This is a genomic window from Kingella kingae ATCC 23330 (assembly GCF_900111845.1).
GTDB classification, from domain to species: Bacteria; Pseudomonadota; Gammaproteobacteria; order Burkholderiales; family Neisseriaceae; genus Kingella; species Kingella kingae.
The window spans coordinates 24,657-43,824 of record NZ_FOJK01000033.1 but is presented as its reverse complement, the minus strand read 5'-3'; the positions used below and the strand labels follow the sequence as shown (position 1 = coordinate 43,824).

Annotated in this window: 16 protein-coding genes; 11 read left to right on the top strand and 5 right to left on the bottom strand. The window is 47.7% G+C overall.

Translation table 11 applies throughout. The features are described 5' to 3' along the window. The first annotated feature begins 3 nt into the window (after positions 1-3). From mrdA to lpxK, 10 genes are all read left to right on the top strand, one after another. A complete protein-coding gene (gene mrdA / locus BQ5809_RS07025; RefSeq protein WP_003787661.1) occupies positions 4-2,055 on the top strand; it encodes a penicillin-binding protein 2 in 2,052 nt (683 codons plus the stop codon). Continuing rightward, positions 2,052-3,173 (top strand): rod shape-determining protein RodA, encoded by a 1,122-nt coding sequence (gene rodA / locus BQ5809_RS07020; protein ID WP_003787663.1) that lies wholly within the window; start codon positions 2,052-2,054, stop codon positions 3,171-3,173. The genes mrdA and rodA overlap by 4 nt, the downstream gene beginning before the upstream one ends. A gap of 49 nt (positions 3,174-3,222) precedes the next feature. Continuing rightward, complete coding sequence (locus BQ5809_RS07015) at positions 3,223-3,651, top strand: type II toxin-antitoxin system RatA family toxin (RefSeq protein ID WP_003787665.1); 429 nt, start codon at positions 3,223-3,225, stop codon at positions 3,649-3,651. Next, the gene (locus BQ5809_RS07010) at positions 3,644-3,925 is read left to right on the top strand and encodes an RnfH family protein (protein WP_003787667.1); all 282 of its coding nucleotides are present in this window, start codon (positions 3,644-3,646) and stop codon (positions 3,923-3,925) included. Before BQ5809_RS07015 ends, BQ5809_RS07010 begins: the two co-directional genes overlap by 8 nt. A gap of 13 nt (positions 3,926-3,938) precedes the next feature. Further along, entirely contained in the window at positions 3,939-4,520 is a 582-nt protein-coding gene (pth, locus tag BQ5809_RS07005; RefSeq protein ID WP_003787669.1) for an aminoacyl-tRNA hydrolase, read from the top strand. Between the two features lie 104 nt (positions 4,521-4,624). Beyond that, positions 4,625-5,881, top strand: coding sequence for a 16S rRNA (cytosine(967)-C(5))-methyltransferase RsmB (gene rsmB / locus BQ5809_RS07000; RefSeq protein ID WP_003787671.1), 1,257 nt, complete (start codon positions 4,625-4,627; stop codon positions 5,879-5,881). Further along, on the top strand, positions 5,847-6,488 hold the full coding sequence (locus tag BQ5809_RS06995) for a DUF4390 domain-containing protein (RefSeq protein ID WP_003787673.1): 642 nt from the start codon (positions 5,847-5,849) through the stop codon (positions 6,486-6,488). Before rsmB ends, BQ5809_RS06995 begins: the two co-directional genes overlap by 35 nt. 155 nt (positions 6,489-6,643) lie before the next feature. Then, positions 6,644-8,773 (top strand): sensor histidine kinase, encoded by a 2,130-nt coding sequence (locus BQ5809_RS06990; RefSeq protein ID WP_003787675.1) that lies wholly within the window; start codon positions 6,644-6,646, stop codon positions 8,771-8,773. Positions 8,774-8,778: 5 nt separating this feature from the next. Continuing rightward, positions 8,779-10,056, top strand: coding sequence for a sigma-54-dependent transcriptional regulator (locus BQ5809_RS06985; protein WP_032134191.1), 1,278 nt, complete (start codon positions 8,779-8,781; stop codon positions 10,054-10,056). 82 nt (positions 10,057-10,138) lie between these two features. Beyond that, positions 10,139-11,167: a tetraacyldisaccharide 4'-kinase gene (lpxK, locus tag BQ5809_RS06980; RefSeq protein WP_003787678.1), complete on the top strand. Its 1,029-nt coding sequence runs from the start codon at positions 10,139-10,141 to the stop codon at positions 11,165-11,167. 95 nt (positions 11,168-11,262) lie between these two features. Here lpxK and BQ5809_RS06975 read toward each other — a convergent pair whose 3' ends face one another. The 5 genes from BQ5809_RS06975 to ygiD form a co-directional block, all read right to left on the bottom strand. Beyond that, positions 11,263-12,120: a DUF808 domain-containing protein gene (locus tag BQ5809_RS06975; protein WP_003787681.1), complete on the bottom strand. Its 858-nt coding sequence runs from the start codon at positions 12,118-12,120 to the stop codon at positions 11,263-11,265. Between the two features lie 201 nt (positions 12,121-12,321). Continuing rightward, positions 12,322-12,990 carry a beta-phosphoglucomutase gene (gene pgmB / locus BQ5809_RS06970; protein WP_003787686.1) on the bottom strand — a complete coding sequence of 223 codons (669 nt, stop codon included), beginning with the start codon at positions 12,988-12,990 and terminating at the stop codon, positions 12,322-12,324. Positions 12,991-12,992: 2 nt separating this feature from the next. Then, positions 12,993-15,257, bottom strand: coding sequence for a glycoside hydrolase family 65 protein (locus tag BQ5809_RS06965; RefSeq protein ID WP_003787689.1), 2,265 nt, complete (start codon positions 15,255-15,257; stop codon positions 12,993-12,995). A gap of 318 nt (positions 15,258-15,575) precedes the next feature. Then, complete coding sequence (locus tag BQ5809_RS06960) at positions 15,576-16,922, bottom strand: SLC45 family MFS transporter (RefSeq protein ID WP_003787691.1); 1,347 nt, start codon at positions 16,920-16,922, stop codon at positions 15,576-15,578. A 352-nt stretch (positions 16,923-17,274) separates the two neighbouring features. After that, complete coding sequence (ygiD, locus tag BQ5809_RS06955; RefSeq protein WP_003787693.1) at positions 17,275-18,057, bottom strand: 4,5-DOPA-extradiol-dioxygenase; 783 nt, start codon at positions 18,055-18,057, stop codon at positions 17,275-17,277. Positions 18,058-18,170: 113 nt separating this feature from the next. On the opposite strand from ygiD, the gene BQ5809_RS06950 reads away from it, so the two are divergent. Further along, entirely contained in the window at positions 18,171-19,157 is a 987-nt protein-coding gene (locus BQ5809_RS06950) for a class 1 fructose-bisphosphatase (protein ID WP_003787695.1), read from the top strand. Positions 19,158-19,168: the final 11 nt, after the last annotated feature.

Sequence of the window (19,168 nt, the reverse complement as noted above, 5' to 3'; positions counted from 1 at the left end):
TTCATGAAAACATCTCGCCAGCTTTCAGGTAATTATTCCAATTCCAACACCCGTCAGCGTGATTTCGCGCTTCGACTGGTGGTGGCTTTTATGTTTATCTTATTGTTTTTTGGGATTTTGATTGCGCGATTTGTTTATTTACAAGTCGAAAAACACAATGAATATGTGGCACAAGCCGCCACCAACCGTATTAGTTTAATCCCCACACCACCCATTCGTGGCGAAATCACCGATGTAAACGGTGTGGTGTTGGCGCAAAATTATCCTGCTTATTCTTTGGAAATTATCCCCAATCAAGTCGAAGGCAAAATCGACGATTTAATCGAATCGCTACGCAGCTATGTGGCGTTGGACGATGCCGATTTGCGCCGTTTTCGCAAATTTCGTGCCGACTATCGTTCGTATGAAAAAGTACCGCTCAAACTCAAACTCACGCCCGATGAAGCCTCGCGCCTTGCCGCACAGTTGTATCGCTTTAAAGGCGTAGAAATCAACGCACGCACGTTTCGCGAATACCCATTTGGCTCGCTCACCGCGCACTTTTTGGGCTACATCGGACGCATCAGCGACCACGATATGACCAAATTAACCGAAACCAATCGTGCCATTGCCTATCGTGGCACAACCCACATCGGCAAATCGGGCTTGGAATCGTATTACGAAGAACAGCTACACGGCAAACCTGGTTATCAAGAAGTGGAAAAAGACGCAGCAGGCAATATTATTCGCGTGATTCGCTCCGAACCGCCACAAACAGGGCAAACCTTGCGTTTGTCGATGGATATTCGCTTGCAGCAAGAAGCCGACCGCTTAATGGGCAATAAACGTGGCGCAATGGTGGCGATTAACCCACAAACAGGCGGCATTTTGGCGTTTGTGTCCAAGCCCAATTTTGACCCGAATATTTTTATCGATGGCATTGACAGCGACAGTTGGAAAGCTCTAAACGAAAACTGGCAACGTCCGCTTATCAACCGTGTTACGCAAGGTTTGTATCCACCAGGTTCGACTTTTAAACCGTTTATGGGTATGGCGTTGCTGGAAAGCGGCAAAATCAATCAACACACGGTTGTGTCTGCACCAGGTGTGTGGAGTATTCCCAATACATCGCACTTGTTCCGCGATTCGGTTCGCAGCGGACACGGCTCGGTAAATTTGAGCAAGGCGATTCAAGTATCATCAGACACGTTTTTCTATAAGCTCGGCTTTGAGTTGGGCATAGAAAAAACCGCGCCTTATTTGGCGGCATTTGGTTTGGGGCAAAAAACAGGCATCGACCTGCCCAACGAATACCAAGGCATTTTGCCCACGCCCGAGTGGAAAGAAAAACGTTTTGCGCGCTTGCCCGAAAACAAACGCCGTTGGAATATTGCCGAAATGGTGCCTGTGAGCATTGGTCAGGGTTACAACACCTACACGCCATTGCAAATGGCACACGCCACCGCGATTTTGGCGAACAATGGCGTGGTGTATCGTCCACATTTGGTCAAAGAAATGCTCGACCACGAAAACCAACAAATTACTGTGATTGACCCACAGCCCGAGCGTAAACTGCCCTATTCTTTAAGTAATTTCAATTACTTAAAACGTGCGATGCAGCGCGTATTGCAAGCAGGCGGCACGGCGCGAAAAATTGGCGAAGGTTTAAGCTATACCATGGGCGGTAAAACAGGCACGGCGCAAGTGGTGCAAATCGCACAAGGCAAAACTTATAACGCCGCAGCTTTGCGTGAACAGCACCGCGACCACGCATGGTTCATTGCCTTTGCACCTGTGGATAAACCGCAAATTGCCGTTGCTGTTATTTTGGAGAATGCAGGCTGGGGCGCAAACGCCGCACCTTTGGCACGACAACTAACCGACTTTTATTTATTGCGCCTGCAAACAGGGCAAGTTAGCGCAGAAGTGCAAGGCGCAAGACGCACGTCTAACCCATTGTTGCAATTAACTGCACCCTTGAATACGAAAAAAAGCCCAGTGCAGGCTGCTTTTGAAGCCGTAGCGCAGGAAAAAGCCGCAGTGCAGGCTGCTTCATCACCGAGTTTACAACCATGAGCATGAAACAACCAACTGATAACTGGCTTATCAAAATCAAACGCCTGCTATGGGATCCATTAGACCCATGGCTGTTTTATGCCGTGTTGGCGGTGTATTTGATGAGTATGTTTTTGCTGTATTCCGCAGATGGACGAGACATTGGGCGACTGGAAAACAAAACCCTACACACCATTTTGGGCGTGGGCTTGTTGCCGATTTTTGCCCGAATTCGCCCACAAATATTAAGCAAATTCGCCTTGCCGATTTATGTGATTGGCGTGGTTTTGCTGCTGGGCGTACATTTTTTTGGCATCACCGTAAATGGCTCAACACGCTGGCTTAATTTGGGCATTGTGCGCTTGCAGCCGTCCGAAATCATGAAAATTGGTTTGCCAATGACGGTGGCATGGTTTTTCCAACGCTATGACGGACGCTTGGCGTGGTATCACTACATTGTCGCGCTGGGCATCATCATTATCCCAGGTGGCTTGATTTTGAAGCAGCCCGATTTAGGCACAGCCACGCTGATTATGGCATCGGGTTTGTTTGTGATTTTCTTTGCAGGATTGCCGTGGAAAGCTCTGTTTGGCTCGCTTACTTTATTTTTCGTATCGCTGCCCTTGATTTGGAATTACGGCATGCACGACTACCAAAAAACGCGCGTACTCACGCTGCTCGACCCAACCAAAGACCCATTGGGCGCAGGCTATCACATTTTGCAATCGATGATTGCGATTGGCTCGGGCGGCGTTTGGGGCAAAGGCTGGCTCAACGGCACACAAACGCATTTGGACTACATTCCCGAATCCACCACCGACTTTATTTTTGCCGTGTATGGGGAAGAGTTTGGTTTGCTGGGCAATATTTTGCTGCTGTTGGTGTACACCATTATTTTGGGGCGCGGTTTGGTGATTGCTGCTCGCGCACCGACTTTGTATAGTCGCACTTTGGCTGGCGCATTAACCATGACTTTTTTCTGTTACGCTTTTGTGAACATGGGCATGGTAAGCGGCATTTTGCCTGTGGTGGGCGTGCCATTGCCGTTGGTGAGCTACGGTGGCACAGCAACTTTGTCGATTATGTTTATTTTGGCTTTGTTGATGGGCATTGCCAATCAAGGTAAAAAGAAAGAATAAACGATAAAAAGCAGCCTGCACTCCCAAAATTTTGAAAGCAATCTTTAATATGGCAACGATTAAAAAATCTGTTTTGGTGCTACACAGCGCGGAAAAGATGTATGCGCTGGTGGACAGGGTGGAAGACTACCCGCAATTTTTGCCGTGGTATGGCAAAACCGAAATTTTGTCGCGCACCGACACCGAACTCAAAGCGCGGCTACACATGGATTACATGGGCATCAACCAGTCTTTTGCCACGCACAACCACAACCAGCCGCTGCGTCAAATCCAAATGAATTTGCTGGAAGGACCGTTTAAATCGCTGCACGGCACTTGGCAATTTGTAGATTTGGGCGATGGCATGTGTCAGATTGAATTTACGCTGCACTACGAATTAACAGGACTGTTGAGCCGTGTGATTGCGCCTGTGTTTTCGGTGGTAACCAATCGTTTGGTTGATGCCTTTGTGCAGGAAGCGAATCGCCGCTATGGATAAAATCGCCGTGGAAGTGGCATACGGCACCGCCACGCAGCAAAAATTGTATCGCTTGCACCTAGCCGCTGACTGCACGGCGCGACAAGCCGTTTTGGCAGCACCGATTTTGCACGATTTCCCCGATGCCGATGTGCAGGCTGCTTTGTTGGGCATATTCGGCAAAGCGGTTAAAGACGACACAGTATTGCGCGATGGCGACCGCGTGGAAGTGTATCGCCCCTTGCTTGCTGACCCAAAAGACGCTCGCCGCAAACGAGTCGCGCAGAAAAAATAGGAATCTCATCAACATGAAAATTAAATTGATTGTCGGCTTGGGCAACCCCACTGCCGAATACGAAAAAACGCGCCACAATGCTGGTTTTTGGTTTTTGGACGAATTGGCGTGGCAATGGAAAGCCAGTTGGAAAAACGAAAAGAAATTTTTTGGCGATGTTGCTCGCGTGTCGCGCCCCGGTGGCGAAGTGTGGTTGCTCAAACCCGATACTTATATGAATTTGTCGGGCAAGGCGGTGCAGGCGTTGGCGCAGTTCTACAAAATCGCGCCCGAAGAAATTTTGGTGGTACACGATGAACTGGACATTGATTGCGGTGCAATTCGCTTCAAACTGGGCGGCGGCAATGGCGGACACAATGGCTTAAAAGACATTCAAGCGAAAATGGGTACGCCCAATTTTTATCGCCTACGCTTGGGGATTGGACACCCTGGCGACCGCGCTTTGGTGGTGGGTTTTGTGTTGAACAAGCCATCGGCTGCCGAACGCGAATTGGTGGATGCGGCAATCGCTAAATCCTTACGCGCTATGGACGATATTATGGCAGGCAAACAGGAAGAAGCGGTGCGGTATTTGCATAGTAAGAATGCGGTTTGAATGACAAAAAGCAGCCTGCAACTTTTCATCAACAAAAAGTGCAGGCTGCTTTTTTGTTGTGATACACTTGCCCCCTATTTATTTTTCAATTTCAGAACAAAACGATGTCTTTATCTTTGGTACAAAAACTCGCTGCACAAACCGTGTTGGCGGTAGCAAATGGCAAAAATCTTGCCGATGAATTGGCAAACATCATCGCCCAAAATCCCGATTTAACCGCGCAAGACAAAGGCATGCTGCAAGACTTGGCATATGGTTGCCAGCGATTTTTGGGCAGCCTGCGTTATATGCTGGGCAAATTGCTCAACAAACCGTTGGACAACCCATTGCTAGAAGCGCATTTACTGGTGGCAATGTATCAACTCAATCACACCAAAAACGCGCCACACGCAGTTGTAAACGAAGCGGTGGAATACATCGGCAAAATGGGGCGTGGACAATACCGCTCGTTTGCCAATGCGATTTTGCGCCGTTTTCAGCGCGAACAAGAAGGGTTGAATAAATCGTGTCAATTCAATAATATAGCCAAATTCAATTTGCCGACTTGGTTGCAAAGCAGCCTGCAAACGCAGTACCCAAAACATTGGCACAATATGGTAACGGCGTTTCAATCGCACCCACCGCTCACCTTGCGCGTCAATCGCCGCCACATGAATGCCGATGCTTATTTGCTGCTGTTGGAACAAGCAGGCATTGCCGCCAAAAAATTGGACGATTATGCCATTCGCATTACCACGCCTGTGCCTGTGAACCAGTTGCCGCAATTTGCCAATGGCGCGGTGTCGGTGCAAGACTGGGGCGCACAGCAAGCGGCGTATTTGCTCAATCCGCAAAACGGCGAACGTGTGTTGGACGCTTGCGCTGCTCCAGGCGGCAAAACAGGGCATTTGTTGGAACTGGCCAATTGCAGCGTCACCGCGTTAGACATAGACAAAAAACGTTTGGCTCGCGTGCAAGACAATTTGGCGCGATTAAAATTGCAGGCTGCTTTGTATTGCTCACCTGCCCAAAATTTAGCCGAATGGTGGGACGGTGTGCCGTTTGATGTGATTTTGGCAGACGTACCTTGCACCGCATCAGGCACAATTAAACGCAATCCCGACATCAAATGGTTGCGCCGCCCCAACGACGCGCTCAAAACCGCGCAACAGCAAGAAATCATGCTAGATGAATTGTGGAAAACCTTGAAACAAGGCGGACGAATGTTGCTGGCAACGTGTTCTATTTTTGAAGCGGAAAACCAGTTGCAATGCCAAAAATTCCTGCGCCGTCATGCCGATGCCACTTTGCTAGAAGAAAAAGTTTTGATTCCCAACGAAAAACAAGATGGGTTTTATTATGCGCTTATTCACAAAAAATAATGTGTTAGCCAAACCAAAGCAGCCTGCACTTTTTTGGGGTGCAGGCTGCTTGCGCGTGTTTGTGTTGATGATTGGCTTGATGACGTTGCCCATTGCCCATGCCGAAAACATTCAGTCCACGCGCCGCGAAGCACAAATCTTGCCCAACGGACAACTGGCGATTAGCACACGTTTTGCCACCGAATTGCCCGAACAGCTAACCGATGCGCTGCAACAAGGCGTGTCGCTGGATTTTGAGTTGTCGTATCAACTGGAACGCCCGACATTTGCATCGTATCGCAGCAAAATCACGCAACTGGTCAGCAACGAAAACCGCGTAAACTATCGTCTATCGTATCACCCACTCACCAGCCGTTATCGCGTATCGGTTGGCACATTTTCTACTGAATACAGCAGCTTAACCACCGCACTCAAAGCAGTCGGTGCGATTGCAAATTGGCGCACGCTCAAACAAGGCACGTTGCTCAACGCCACGCCAAGCGATGTAGAAGCCAGCGTTCGGTTGAGTTTGAGTGTGAGCAAATTGCCCAAACCGTTTCAAATCAACGCCATCACATCGCGTGGCTGGAATTTGGATTCGGGTTGGCAAGATTTGATTATTCGTTAAAAAGCAGCCTGCACTTGCAACAACCGTCATTCCCGCGCAGGCGGGAATCCAATGCTTTATTTCGGTTATACAAAATCCATTTCTATAACTGAATCAGCCAGATAGATTCCTGCCTACGCAGGAATGACGGCAAATCCATTAACTCACGAGTTCCCATGCGCCGTTTTCTCATTTTCTGTGGCATCGCATCATTTGCCGTTTTGTATTTGCTCACGTTTTCCACCGACAGCGACAGCCGTTTTGCGCCTTATTTTTGGTGGATTGCGGTGGCGGCAGCCTTGTTGGCATCGATGCTGTTTACCGTCATCGTCCGCTATATTTGGTTGATTTTAAGCGACAAAAACAACCAAGTATTCGGCTCGGTCATCGCACGAAAATTGTCGGGTATGTTCACGTTGGTTGCCGCCTTGCCTGCCATTTTCTTGCTGGGCGTTGCCGCGCAGTTCATTGCATACAGCATTGACTCGTGGTTTGGCAACGACACAAAAGAAGCGTTGGAGCGCAGTTTAAAACTCAGTCAATCGGCGTTGAACAATGCCGCGCAACACAGCATGGTGCAGGCTGCTTCGGTTCGCGCCCATGTGCTAACCGCAGTCATGCAGCAAAACGATGTCGCCCCAGCACTCAACACCACCGAAGCGCGCGAATTTGCCCATCTTGCCGTGTGGAATTTAGATACGCGCCAACCGCTTGTTGAACGCAATCCCAATCAATTTACGCCGCCCGAATTGGACGAAAGCAGCCTGCACAAAATCCACCAATCCGACACGCATCACAGCATAGAAAGCATCAACCACACGCTTTATACCAACGGCTGGCTGCTGTTGCCCAAATACAATCATCAGCAATACGCACTGTTTTTCCGCCAAGCCGTGCCGCAGCAAGTGGCGCAAGATGCCGAATTAATTGAAGCCGCCCGTTCCAAATACGCCGAACTAGCCTTCGCGCAAAAAGGCTTACAAACCTTTTTCTTGGTCACTTTGTTGATTGCGGCATTGTTGGCGATTTTGTTAGCGATTGCGGCTGCCTTGTATTTTGCACGACGTTTTGTTGAACCGATTGTGCAGTTGGCAGACGGTGCGCGAGAAGTGGCGCAAGGCAATTTTCAACGCCGATTGCACATTATTCGCCAAGACGAATTGGGAAAATTAACTTTGTTGTTCAACCACATGAGTGAACAACTTGCCATTGCCAAACAAGCCGATGAGCAGCATCGACAAGAACAAGAAGCCGCCCGACATTATTTGGAGCGCGTGTTGGACAGTTTGAGCGCAGGCGTGATTACGCTAGACAGTGCAGGCTGCTTGAATACCTATAATCGCAGCGCAGAAACGATTTTGGATTGTTCTTTGTCGGCTATTTTGGGACAAAATCCGCAAGACTGGGCGCAGCAATCGCCGCAATACCACGCACTCAACCAAGCCCTAACGCCGTTGATTGAAAGCGAAAATGCCAACAAAGCGATTGAATTGACCTATCTTGCCCAAGACGAAAGCCGCATTTTGCTGGGCAAAGCCGTGCGCCTGCCAGCCGAAAACGGCAACGGCTTGGTTTTGGTGTTTGACAACATCACCACTTTGGTTCAAGCGCAAAAAGAAGCCGCATGGGGTGAAGTGGCAAAACGCTTGGCACACGAAATCCGCAATCCACTCACGCCAATCCAGCTTTCTGCCGAGCGATTGGCATGGAAATTGCGTGATAAACTTTCCGACCCCGATGTGCAAACGCTAGACAAATCCACCAACACAATCATTAAACAAGTCGCCGCACTAAAAGAAATGGTAGAAGCCTTTCGCAATTACGCTCGTGCGCCGTCTATTCGTTTGAAACCTGTTGATTTAAATGTGTTAATTGGTGAAGTATTGGTGCTATACGAAAGTGTACCTTGTACATTCCATACAGAATTGAGTAATATACCTATGTGGCTCAATGCCGATACCACGGCAATGCGTCAAGTGTTACACAATTTGTTCAAAAATGCTGCCGAAGCTGCCGAAAGCGACGTCAAACCACAAGTTTGGGTTAGCACACAAATCCAAAACGAACAAATTCACATTAGCGTGAGCAACAACGGCAAATCGTTTAGTCACGAAATGTTGCAGGCTGCTTTTGAGCCATATAAAACCGATAAATCCAATGGTACAGGCTTGGGGCTAGCGGTTGTGAAAAAAATTGTAGAAGACCATAATGGACGCATCACGCTCCACAATCGTGCAGAAGGTGGTGCGTGCCTAAACCTTTATTTTCCTTTTGTAGCAAATTTAACTGAACCATCAGAAAAATAATAATCATGAAAAGCACAGATATTTTAATTGTTGACGATGAAATTGGCATTCGTGAAGTATTGCAAGAAACCTTGGAGGACGAGGGCTACACCGTTGCTGTTGCCGAAAATGCCGAAGAAGCACGCAAATTGCGTATCAAAACGCGCCCATCTTTGGTGTTGCTGGATATTTGGATGCCCGATAGCGATGGCATCACGTTGCTCAAAGAATGGGCAACCAACGGCTTGCTGACCATGCCTGTGGTGATGATGAGCGGACACGGCAGCATCGACACCGCCGTAGAAGCCACCAAAATCGGCGCGTTGGACTTTTTGGAAAAGCCGATTCCGCTACAAAAATTGTTGCAAACGGTGGAACGCGCACTCAAATACGGCGAATCGCAAACCCAAGCCCCGATAACAGCAAACAATTTGGGTAGCAGCGCGGTGATTAAAGAATTGAATAAGCAGTTAGAACTAGCGTATCGCCACAATAATGCAGTTTTATTGCTGGGTGAAGCAGGCTGCCCATTTGAAACGGTGGCGCGGACATTCCACAAAAACAACACTCCTTGGGTGGAAGCACATAAACCCGAACATATTTCCAGTATGCCTTTGGATTTATTGGAAAAAGCATCAGGCGGCATTTTGTATTTGGGCGATATTTCACAATACGACAAATGTATTTTGCAAAGCATGGGCGTGATATTGGGCAAGGCAGAGCGGTTCAATGTGCGCATTGTGTGTTGCAGCAGCACACCTGTAAACGAATGGTTAAACGTCCAATCGGACACGCGCTTATCCAATTTATTGTCGGGCGCGGTGATTTCGTTGCCGCCGCTGCGTCATCAAATTGAAGACATTCCGTTTTTGGCAGGGCAAATTCTGCGCGAATTATCCAGTAGCCTGCAAGAAGAAACGCACGTTAAATTTACATCAGCCGCCTACAACCGCTTGCGCCAATACGACTGGCCGGGCAATTTGGAGCAATTTCGTAATGTGATTAAAAGCCTTGCGCTCAACTGCGAGGGCAACGAAGTCCACGACGGCGCAGTAACGCGCGTATTGAGCCAGTTTAATCAAAACGAAACCGCGCAAGAAGTAAAAGGCGGTTTTAACTTCAACTTGCCGCTGCGTGAATTGCGCGAAGAATTGGAACGCCGTTATTTTGAGTTCCACATTCAGCAAGAAAACCACAATATGAGCCGCGTGGCGCAAAAAGTGGGCTTGGAACGCACGCATTTGTATCGCAAACTCAAACAACTGGGCATTTCGTTTACTCGACGCGGTGGCGAGAAAGAGTAAATCTACATCAAACCAATCATCGCCGTCATTTTTGCTTGATGCAGAAATGACGGCGTAGTCGTAGTAAAAAAGCAGCCTGCACATGAAACTACATCAACTCATCGAACAACATTGGCAAACGCCCAATCCAATTTTGCGTGTTTTGCTGACTCCGCTTTCGCGTTTGTTTGCGCTGATTGCACAACATCGTCGCCAACGCTATCAACACAATCCGCACAAAATCCAAAAATTGCCTGTGCCTGTGGTGATTGTGGGCAATATTCACGCGGGTGGCACGGGCAAAACGCCCATTACCGCTGCTTTGGTTCGCGGCTTGCAACAACGTGGCGTGCGTGTTGGCATCATCAGTCGCGGCTATGGCAGACAAAGCAGCGAAATTTATGTGCTGCACGCGCACAGTCAAGCAGCAGATGTTGGTGATGAACCGTTGATGCTGTATCGTCAAACCGCTGCACCGATGGCGGTGGGAGCGAATCGCTATGTGACTGGGCAAGCGTTGTTGGCGCATTATCCCGACATTCAACTGTTGGTGGCGGACGATGGTTTGCAGCATTACGCGTTGCACCGCGATATGGAAATTGGCGTGTTCCCAGCCGCCGATTTGCGCCGATTAAGCGAATTGGACGTGTTGCCCAACGGCAGCCTGCGCGAACCGATTGCACGATTGGGCGAATTAGACGGCGTGGTGTTAAGCCAAGCCAACGCAGACGATATAACGTGGGCGCAAGAACAAACGGTTTTTCCGCACGATTTATTTGCCAGCAGCGTGGTTTGCGGTGCGCCGTATCGCTTCAATCAAGCAAACGAAAAGCTAGACCCAAGCAGCCTGCACCCCAATCAAACCTGCGTGGCGGTGGCTGGCATTGCACGTCCCGAACGGTTTTTTCAGTCTTTGCGCGATATGGGGATTGAATTGGCGCAAACGCTGGCTTTGGCTGACCACGCGGTGTTGTCGCTTGATGATTTGCCTGCTGCGGATTATGTGTTGATTACGGAAAAAGATGCGGTGAAATTGCCGACCCATGCGCCCGATTGCATTTGGGTGTTGCCGATTGAAGCGCGGATTGAGCCTGATTTGGCGGATTGGGTTTGCGCGAAATTGGGTTTGTGATGTGAGTGATTTAAATCAAACAAAAAAAGTGCAGGCTGCTTTTTTGAGTATTTCAAAAGCAGCCTGCACTTTTTCTATTCAATATCCTAGTGTGATTATTTCACCGCCAATCTTTTGCTCAACGGCAAAATCACAGCGCAGCAAATCACGCCCACAATCAAGCCTACGACTAAATCAAATCCTGTGGCAATTAAAGCGTTGCTCCATTGAATGTGGTGCAGCGCGTCTATGTTGTGGGTAAAAATGCCGCCACCCACCAAGAACATTGCTAGCGTGCCAACAAACGCCAGCGCACGCATCACCCAAGGCATAATGGCGATAATCATGCGTCCAATCGCGCGTTTGCCAGACGAAGCAGCCTGCATCAAATACAAGCCCACATCATCGGCTTTGACAATCATCGCCACCAAGCCGTAAACAAAAATCGTAATGCCGATGCCAACCGCCGACAAAGCGAAAATTTTAACCATGAGCGTGGATTCTTGTACCACACCCAACGCGATGATGATGATTTCTGCCGACAAAATAAAATCGGTGCGAATTGTACCTTTGATTTTGTCTTTTTCGCTGTCGAGTGAATCGGGAATGTGCGTGGCTTCATGCGCTTCTTCGTGGTGATGTAAAAACTTGTGCAGCAATTTTTCTACACCTTCAAAACACAAATATGCGCCGCCTATCATCAGCAACGGCGTAATCAACTTTGGCAAAAAAATCGACAACAATAGGGCGATGGGAATCAAAATGACTTTGTTGATGAGCGAGCCCTTTGCCACCGCCCACACAATCGGCAATTCGCGGTCGGCTTGTACGCCTGTTACTTGGTTGGCATTCAACGCCAAATCGTCGCCTACCACGCCTGCGGTTTTTTTGGCTGCCATTTTGGTCATGAGTGCCACATCGTCCAGCACCGATGCGATGTCGTCCAACAAGGTAAACAAAGATGCAAAAGCCATTTTAATATCCTAACAAATTGAAAAGGCAAGATTATAGCGTAAAAAGCAGCCTGCACTTTTTGTTGATTCAAAGTGCAGGCTGCTTTGTTTAGCATTTAGGTATTCTAGTTGATTAAAATTGCAATGATACAGCGTTGCCAACGCCCTTATGTACTTATCGTACACGGCGGGCGTTGTCGCCTTGTCTCATTTTTATTTTAATCAACTATACTTCGCGCTTTGCCAAACGTTTTCCAAATAATTCAACGTCAAAAAGCTGGTGTCAGCCACAATCGCAATATCATCGCCCAAATCGCTGGCTTTGCCCACGCCAATCGGCAACGCGCCAGCCGCTTTAATCGCTGCCACGCCAGCCGCCGCGTCTTCAATGCCAATGCAGTTTTCAATCGCTACATCCACACCAGCCGCCGCTGCCAAAAAAATATCAGGTGCTGGCTTGGATTGCGCGATTTTTGCAGGGTCGGCGATGCAATCAAAATATTCCGTTAATTGCATTTGCTGCAACAATTTCGGGCCATTTTTGCTTGCTGATGCCAACGCGATTTTTTTACCACTCGCACGCAACGCTTTGAGCAAATCCAAAATGCCAGCGTAAACATCATTCGGCGAAACCGCTTCAATCATCGTCAAATAATTCGCGTTTTTGTGTTCGGTTAATTGCTTAAATTCTTCTGGCGAAACGGTTTTATTGCCGTGCACCAAAATGCGTTTGAGCGAATCATCACGCGACACGCCTTTCAGTTGCTCGTTGAATTGGCGGTCAATGCTAATCCCCAATTCTTCCGCCAACTTTTGCCACGCGAGAAAATGATATTCCGCCGTGTCGGTAATCACGCCGTCCAAATCAAAAAGTACCGCTTCAAAAGTCATGCTTATTCTCCACGTTGCAATGCGGTTACAAATTCGCTTTGTAATTCAACTTCTTGACCGTAAACGCTCAATTTCAATGCGTCGCCTTTGAGCAAATTCAATTTCACATTTGCGCTATCAACGGTTACTTTAATCAAGCGACCGCGATAATTGATGTGGAATGCGTAACCTGTCCAAACGCTTGGCAAGAATGGCGCAAAACTCAATTTGCCGCCCCAAGTTTTCATTTGTGCGAAACCTTGCACAATGCCTAACCAAGAACCCGTCATAGACGTGATGTGCAAACCGTCTTCCGTGTCGTTGTTGTAATTATCCAAGTCCAAACGCGCCGTGCGTTGGTACATTTCAACTGCTTTTTCTTCTTTGCCCAATTCCGCTGCCAAAATCGCGTGGATTGATGGCGATAATGAACTTTCGTGAACGGTCATCGGTTCGTAGAAATCAAAATTGCGGCGTTTTTCGTCCAATGTGAAACGGTCGCCGAAGAAGTAAATCCCTTGCAACACGTCCGCTTGTTTGATGAATGGCGAACGCAAAATTTTGTCCCAAGACCATTTTTGGTTCAATGGCAAATCGTCTTTGGACAATGCCGAAACTGGGCGCAAATCTTTGTCCAAGAAACCATCGTGTTGTACAAATACATTCAATTCCGCGTCAAACGGACGGTACATATTCGCGATAATATCCGCCCATTTTGCCAATTCTTCCGCGCTCACGTTCAAATCTGGGCGTGGGTATTTTGCCAATGCCGCAGACGTGTATTCCAATACCCAAGCAGCTAAATTGTTGGTGTACCAGTTATTATTGATGTTGTTTTCGTATTCGTTTGGACCGGTTACGCCGTGCATCATGTATTTGCCGTGGCGGTTTGAGAAATGCACGCGGTCAGCCCAGAAACGTGAAATTTCTACCAACACTTCCAAGCCTTCTTTTGCCAAATAGCTTTCGTCGCCTGTGTAGTTGGTGTAATTGTAAATCGCGTAGGCAATCGCACCGTTGCGGTGAATTTCTTCAAACGTGATTTCCCATTCGTTGTGGCATTCCACGCCTGTGAACGTAACCATTGGGTACAACGCGCCTGCCAAACCTTGTTGTCCTGCGTTGTGTTTCGCTTGCGGTAATTGATTGTGGCGATATTTCAACAAGTTGCGTGTAACTTGTGGTTCTGCCAACGCCAAATACAACGGCACAGCATAGGCTTCCGTATCCCAATACGTTGCGCCACCGTATTTTTCGCCTGTGAAACCTTTTGGACCGATATTCAAACGCGCATCTTCGCCGTAGTAAGTCGCGAATAATTGGAATAAATTGAAGCGGATACCTTGTTGCGCTTCATTGTTGCCGCTAATCACCACGTCCGCGCTTTCCCAACGTTTCAGCCAGCCTGCTTTGTGCGCCGCCAACAAATCGGCAAATGATTGTTTAGCCACTTTTTCAGACAATTCGCGTCCTGCTTTTTGCACAGCTTCCAAATCAGCATAATCGCGGCTTGTGGTAATAATCACACGTTTTTCAAAAAATTGCGTTTCGCTGCCAACGCTGCCTGAAAATTCATTGCTTACTTGCCAATCTTGTTCTTGGCTGCTTGAAACGTTGAAATCGCCTGCGAAATGTTGTTCCGCGTTCACGATAAATTGTTCCACGCCAAATGGATTGGCAACGGTTTGAGTGGCAATCGCCGAAGTTTCCGCGTTCACTTCACGCGCCAACACTTGCCAGAATTTTTCTTCGTAGTTGGAATCTTCGTTTTTCACGTCAGCGTCAATCATAGAATTGATGCGGACTTCGTGCGTTTTGCCGTCCACCGCAACCATTTCCCAACGGATGGCGGCTAATTCTTTTTGTGCCACCGACAAAAATTTGGTAATCGCAAATTTCACGCCAAACACGGTAAATTGACGGCGGAATACGCCTGTTTTCATGTCCAATTCAATCGCGAAATTAGCAACTTCATTTTTCGCCAAATCCACTTCTTGATTGTCCACAAAAATCGCTACTTTGCTGAAATTTAAGGCGTTAATCGCTTTACCGAAATATTTTGGATAGCCGTTTTTCCACCAACCCACACGCGTTTTATCGGGAAACCACACGCCTGCGATGTAAGTACCCAAATGGCTGTCGGCAGAATACGTTTCTTCAAAATTGCCGCGCATACCCATGTAGCCATTACCGATACTGGTCAGGCTTTCTTGTAAGCGTTTGTGTTCTTTTTCCAATTTGGTTGAGCGAATCGCCCATGGCAGAACGTCCATAATTCTCAAATACATAGTGTTATTCCTTATGAAAATTGAAGCGAAAAAATTGAATTTTTGAATGGATAAATTTTATTGAAAAAGCAGCCTGCATATTTTCAGGCAGCCTGAAATATACGACAAAACTTTTAGTTGCAGTAATCTTGTTCCCTCTCCTTTGGGAGAGGGCTAGGGAGAGGGAAAAATCGCTGAATAAAACAAATCTTTAGTTAAGGCTGAAAAGTTTTCCGTTCTCCCACAGGAGAGGGAGTAGATTTGCTTATATATAAAAATTTCTGTCGTATCAAAAAGCAGCCTGAAACATTTCCACCATTTTCAGGCTGCCTGAAATGGTTAATTACCGTGCGTTTCTTTGATCAAAAACACCGAGAATGCGCCCAACAGTAACACAATCCCTGCCATGATAAACATATTTGCTTGCACACCGCCCAACATCGGGAACAGTGCGAAACTCAACAACGAAGCCACAATTTGCGGCAAACAAATAGACGTGTTAAACAAACCCAAATAAGTGCCTGTGTGTTTGCCCGACAAAGCATTGGTAACAATCGTCAATGGGTAAGTCAAAATACCCGCCCAAGCAATCCCCACCAAAATAAACGACACGATTAACAAATATTGATTGGTCGCAAACGCAATAGACAAGAAGCCCAACGCGCCCAACGCCAAGCAGCCAAAATAGCTTTGTTTATGATATTGATTGGGAATTTTCGCCAAAACATACGAACACGCCACCGCAGCCACCGATTGCACCGCCGCCAACACGCCAAACCAGTTGCCCGCTTCCTGATAACCAGCCGAAGCCGCATCGGTTGCATTCCACACATTCGCTGCAATCGCGCCAGCCGAATACGTCCACAAATATTGGAACGCAAACCAGCAGAAAAATTGCGTAAATGACACCGTCCAAAATGCTTTTGGCGCACGTTTGAGCAATTCAATCCAGCTTACTTTTTCTTCATTGGCTTTTACGTCAATGCCGTGATAACGCGCATAGGTTTCAGGGTCGTACTCTTTCACTTTGAACACGGTCAATGCGCTGGTAACAATCAACAACGCCGCGCCCACATAAAACGACACGACAACCGTTTGCGGCACAACGCCTTTTTCCGCCACGTTGCTCAAACCAATAATCGCAAACAAAAACGGCAAAATTGACGCAACAATACCGCCTGTATTCGCCAAGAAACTTTGAATGCCATACGCATAGCTTTTTTGTTCTTCGTTTACCATGTCGCCGACCATCATTTTGAATGGCTGCATCGCCATATTAGACGACACGTCCAACAGCGCAATCATCAACGCACCAAACATCAACGCCATCGCATAACTCAAACCCAAGCTACCTGAATTGGGTATCAACAACATCACAATCACCGCAATCAACGAGCCATAAATCAAATACGGCAAACGGCGACCACCCAAACGCGGCGACCAAGTGCGGTCAGAAAAATGCCCCACGATCGGCTGCACAATCATGCCAGCGAGCGGTGGCAAAATGAAAAACCAACCCAAACTGTGTGGGTCTGCGCCTAGCGTTTGGAAAATGCGGCTCATTTGAGAACTTTGCAGCGTAAACGCGGTTTGCACACCCAAAAAACCGAAACTCATCATCCAAATGGTGTTTTTGGATAGCGTTGGCAGCCCTTGTTTGGTTGGGGTTTGATTGTCTGTTGCCATAGTATTACTCCGAGAGGTTTAAAATAAAATCATTTTGATGGTAGTTTACTGTTTTGGTGCGGATAACGATACGATATGCGCCAGATTTTGCTAATTTTGTGTGCAAATAAAAATAATATTAGTTATATCAGTTAGCTATTTTAAATAATCGGTTTTAGCGAGTTAAGCGCGTCTAATACTATTTCAGGGGTTGTAAAAAGTCAAAGGAAATTCATTATTTGTTGCAATAAGTCAAAATTAAGTAAAAAAGCAGCCTGCACTTTTTGTTGATTCAAAGTGCAGGCTGCTTTGCCCTTTTGTCCAAATCTATGATTTGGTTATAAAAGGGTATGTCGTAGGCATGCTTAATCAATCAATGCAGCAAAACCGAAGTCATGCTAATAGACCCCATATCCATTTGATTATTGAACAACGCCACGCGGTCGCTATCGTCTTGTTGCGCCAACACATACAGCAGCGGCAACAAATGCTCGGGCGTGGGCACAGACAGCCGCGCGACGTCGCCAAATTGATGATAGTTGATGATGTTGTCGTGCTGGCGATATTCAATCGCATGGTTGATGTGCGCCAAAAATTGCTCTGCCCAATCGTATGCAGGCGCGTGGTCGGTGCGTTGCGCGGCGCGTAGGTTATGCACAATATTGCCGCTGCCCACAATCAACACGCCTTGTTCGCGCAACACACGCAAACGCTGGGCTTGCTCGTAATGCCATTGCGGCGGCTGCGATAAATCCAAACCCAGTTGCACCACAGGCACATCGGCTTGGGGGGACAAAAATTTCAGCACCGCCCATGCGCCGTGGTCTAAACCGCGAGTAGGGTGGATTTGTGCTTCGGGCAATAAATCGCATAATTGTTGCGCCAATTCGGGGCTGCCAGCGGCTGGATAATTTTGTTGATACAAGGCTTCGGGAAAGCCATAAAAATCGTAAATGGTGTCAGGCTGCGCTGCGCCCGTTATCCACAAACCGTCATACCAATGCGCCGACACGCACACAATCGCTTTGGGTTTGGCAAAGGTTTGGGCAATGCGCGTGATGTTTTGGTTGATGTCTAATTCGGGGCGCAACATGTTCATTGGGCTGCCGTGTCCCAAAAAAAGTGCAGGCTGCTTTTTGTTTGGATTGGATTGCATGATAGAATTTCTTTGTGTTTTTAATATATCGCCAGTTTAATTTTGTTATACAAGAAAATAAATAGGCATTTTATCAACACAATTTTAATCTACATGAAACAACGGAGAACATCATGCAAACCTTAACCCACTATCTGCAACAACACAGCCAACAATACGTGATTGCACCCGAGCTGATTAGCACGGTTGGCAGCATCGTGGCAGCCTGCACGCAAATTAGCCGTCATGTGCGATTGGGCGCGTTGTCGGGCGTGTTGGGCGAGGCTGGCACAGGCAATATTCAGGGCGAAGCGCAAAAAAAATTGGACGTGCTTGCCAATCAAATCTTAATCGACACTTTGCGCGACAACGCCAATGTGGCAGGCATCGCCAGCGAAGAAGAAGACGATTTTGTCGCCACTAGCGAGCAGGGCGGTTATTTGGTGTTGTTTGACCCGTTGGACGGTTCGTCTAATATTGATGTAAACATTTCTATTGGCACGATTTTTTCGGTGCTGGCAAAACCAGCGGGCAGCCTGCACACGCAATCGTTCTTGCAAGCAGGCAGCAAGCAAGTGGCAGCAGGCTATGTGTTGTATGGCGTACAAACGATTTTGGTGCTGACATTCAAACACGGCGTGGCAGCGTTCACACTCAACGAACAAGGCGAGTTCATTCAAACGCAGGCTGCTTTGCAAGTTCCCACGCAAACGGCAGAATTTGCCATCAATATGTCCAACCAACGCCACTGGGAGCAGCCGATTCAGCAATATATTGGCGAATTGCTGGCAGGCAAAGACGGCGTGCGCGGCAAAAATTACAATATGCGCTGGGTGGCGAGCATGGTGGCAGAAGTCCATCGCATTTTGACGCGCGGCGGCGTGTTTCTCTATCCCAAAGACAACCGCGACCCCAGCAAAGCAGGCAAATTGCGTTTGATGTATGAAGCCAATCCGCTGGGCTTGGTGGTGGAACAAGCAGGCGGCAAAATCACCAATGCGCGTGAAAATATGTTGCAGATTCAACCGACTGGCTTACATCAACGTGTAGCGGTGGTGTTGGGTAGCGTGGAAGAAGTGGATAAAGTACAAACATTACACAGTGGATTATCTTCAAACTAGCACTGCGTTGC

Bases quoted from the DNA above. Each gene is read 5' to 3' on its own strand.
- BQ5809_RS06965 (WP_003787689.1), bottom strand. From the start codon at position 15,257: ATGTATTTGAGAATTATGGACGTTCTGCCATGGGCGATTCGCTCAACC.
- BQ5809_RS06990 (WP_003787675.1), top strand. From the start codon at position 6,644: ATGCGCCGTTTTCTCATTTTCTGTGGCATCGCATCATTTGCCGTTTTG.
- BQ5809_RS06995 (WP_003787673.1), top strand. From the start codon at position 5,847: ATGGGTTTTATTATGCGCTTATTCACAAAAAATAATGTGTTAGCCAAA.
- BQ5809_RS06960 (WP_003787691.1), bottom strand. From the start codon at position 16,922: ATGGCAACAGACAATCAAACCCCAACCAAACAAGGGCTGCCAACGCTA.
- rodA (WP_003787663.1), top strand. From the start codon at position 2,052: ATGAGCATGAAACAACCAACTGATAACTGGCTTATCAAAATCAAACGC.
- ygiD (WP_003787693.1), bottom strand. From the start codon at position 18,057: ATGCAATCCAATCCAAACAAAAAGCAGCCTGCACTTTTTTTGGGACAC.
- mrdA (WP_003787661.1), top strand. From the start codon at position 4: ATGAAAACATCTCGCCAGCTTTCAGGTAATTATTCCAATTCCAACACC.
- lpxK (WP_003787678.1), top strand. From the start codon at position 10,139: ATGAAACTACATCAACTCATCGAACAACATTGGCAAACGCCCAATCCA.
- BQ5809_RS07015 (WP_003787665.1), top strand. From the start codon at position 3,223: ATGGCAACGATTAAAAAATCTGTTTTGGTGCTACACAGCGCGGAAAAG.
- BQ5809_RS06950 (WP_003787695.1), top strand. From the start codon at position 18,171: ATGCAAACCTTAACCCACTATCTGCAACAACACAGCCAACAATACGTG.
- BQ5809_RS06985 (WP_032134191.1), top strand. From the start codon at position 8,779: ATGAAAAGCACAGATATTTTAATTGTTGACGATGAAATTGGCATTCGT.
- pth (WP_003787669.1), top strand. From the start codon at position 3,939: ATGAAAATTAAATTGATTGTCGGCTTGGGCAACCCCACTGCCGAATAC.
- BQ5809_RS06975 (WP_003787681.1), bottom strand. From the start codon at position 12,120: ATGGCTTTTGCATCTTTGTTTACCTTGTTGGACGACATCGCATCGGTG.
- pgmB (WP_003787686.1), bottom strand. From the start codon at position 12,990: ATGACTTTTGAAGCGGTACTTTTTGATTTGGACGGCGTGATTACCGAC.
- BQ5809_RS07010 (WP_003787667.1), top strand. From the start codon at position 3,644: ATGGATAAAATCGCCGTGGAAGTGGCATACGGCACCGCCACGCAGCAA.
- rsmB (WP_003787671.1), top strand. From the start codon at position 4,625: ATGTCTTTATCTTTGGTACAAAAACTCGCTGCACAAACCGTGTTGGCG.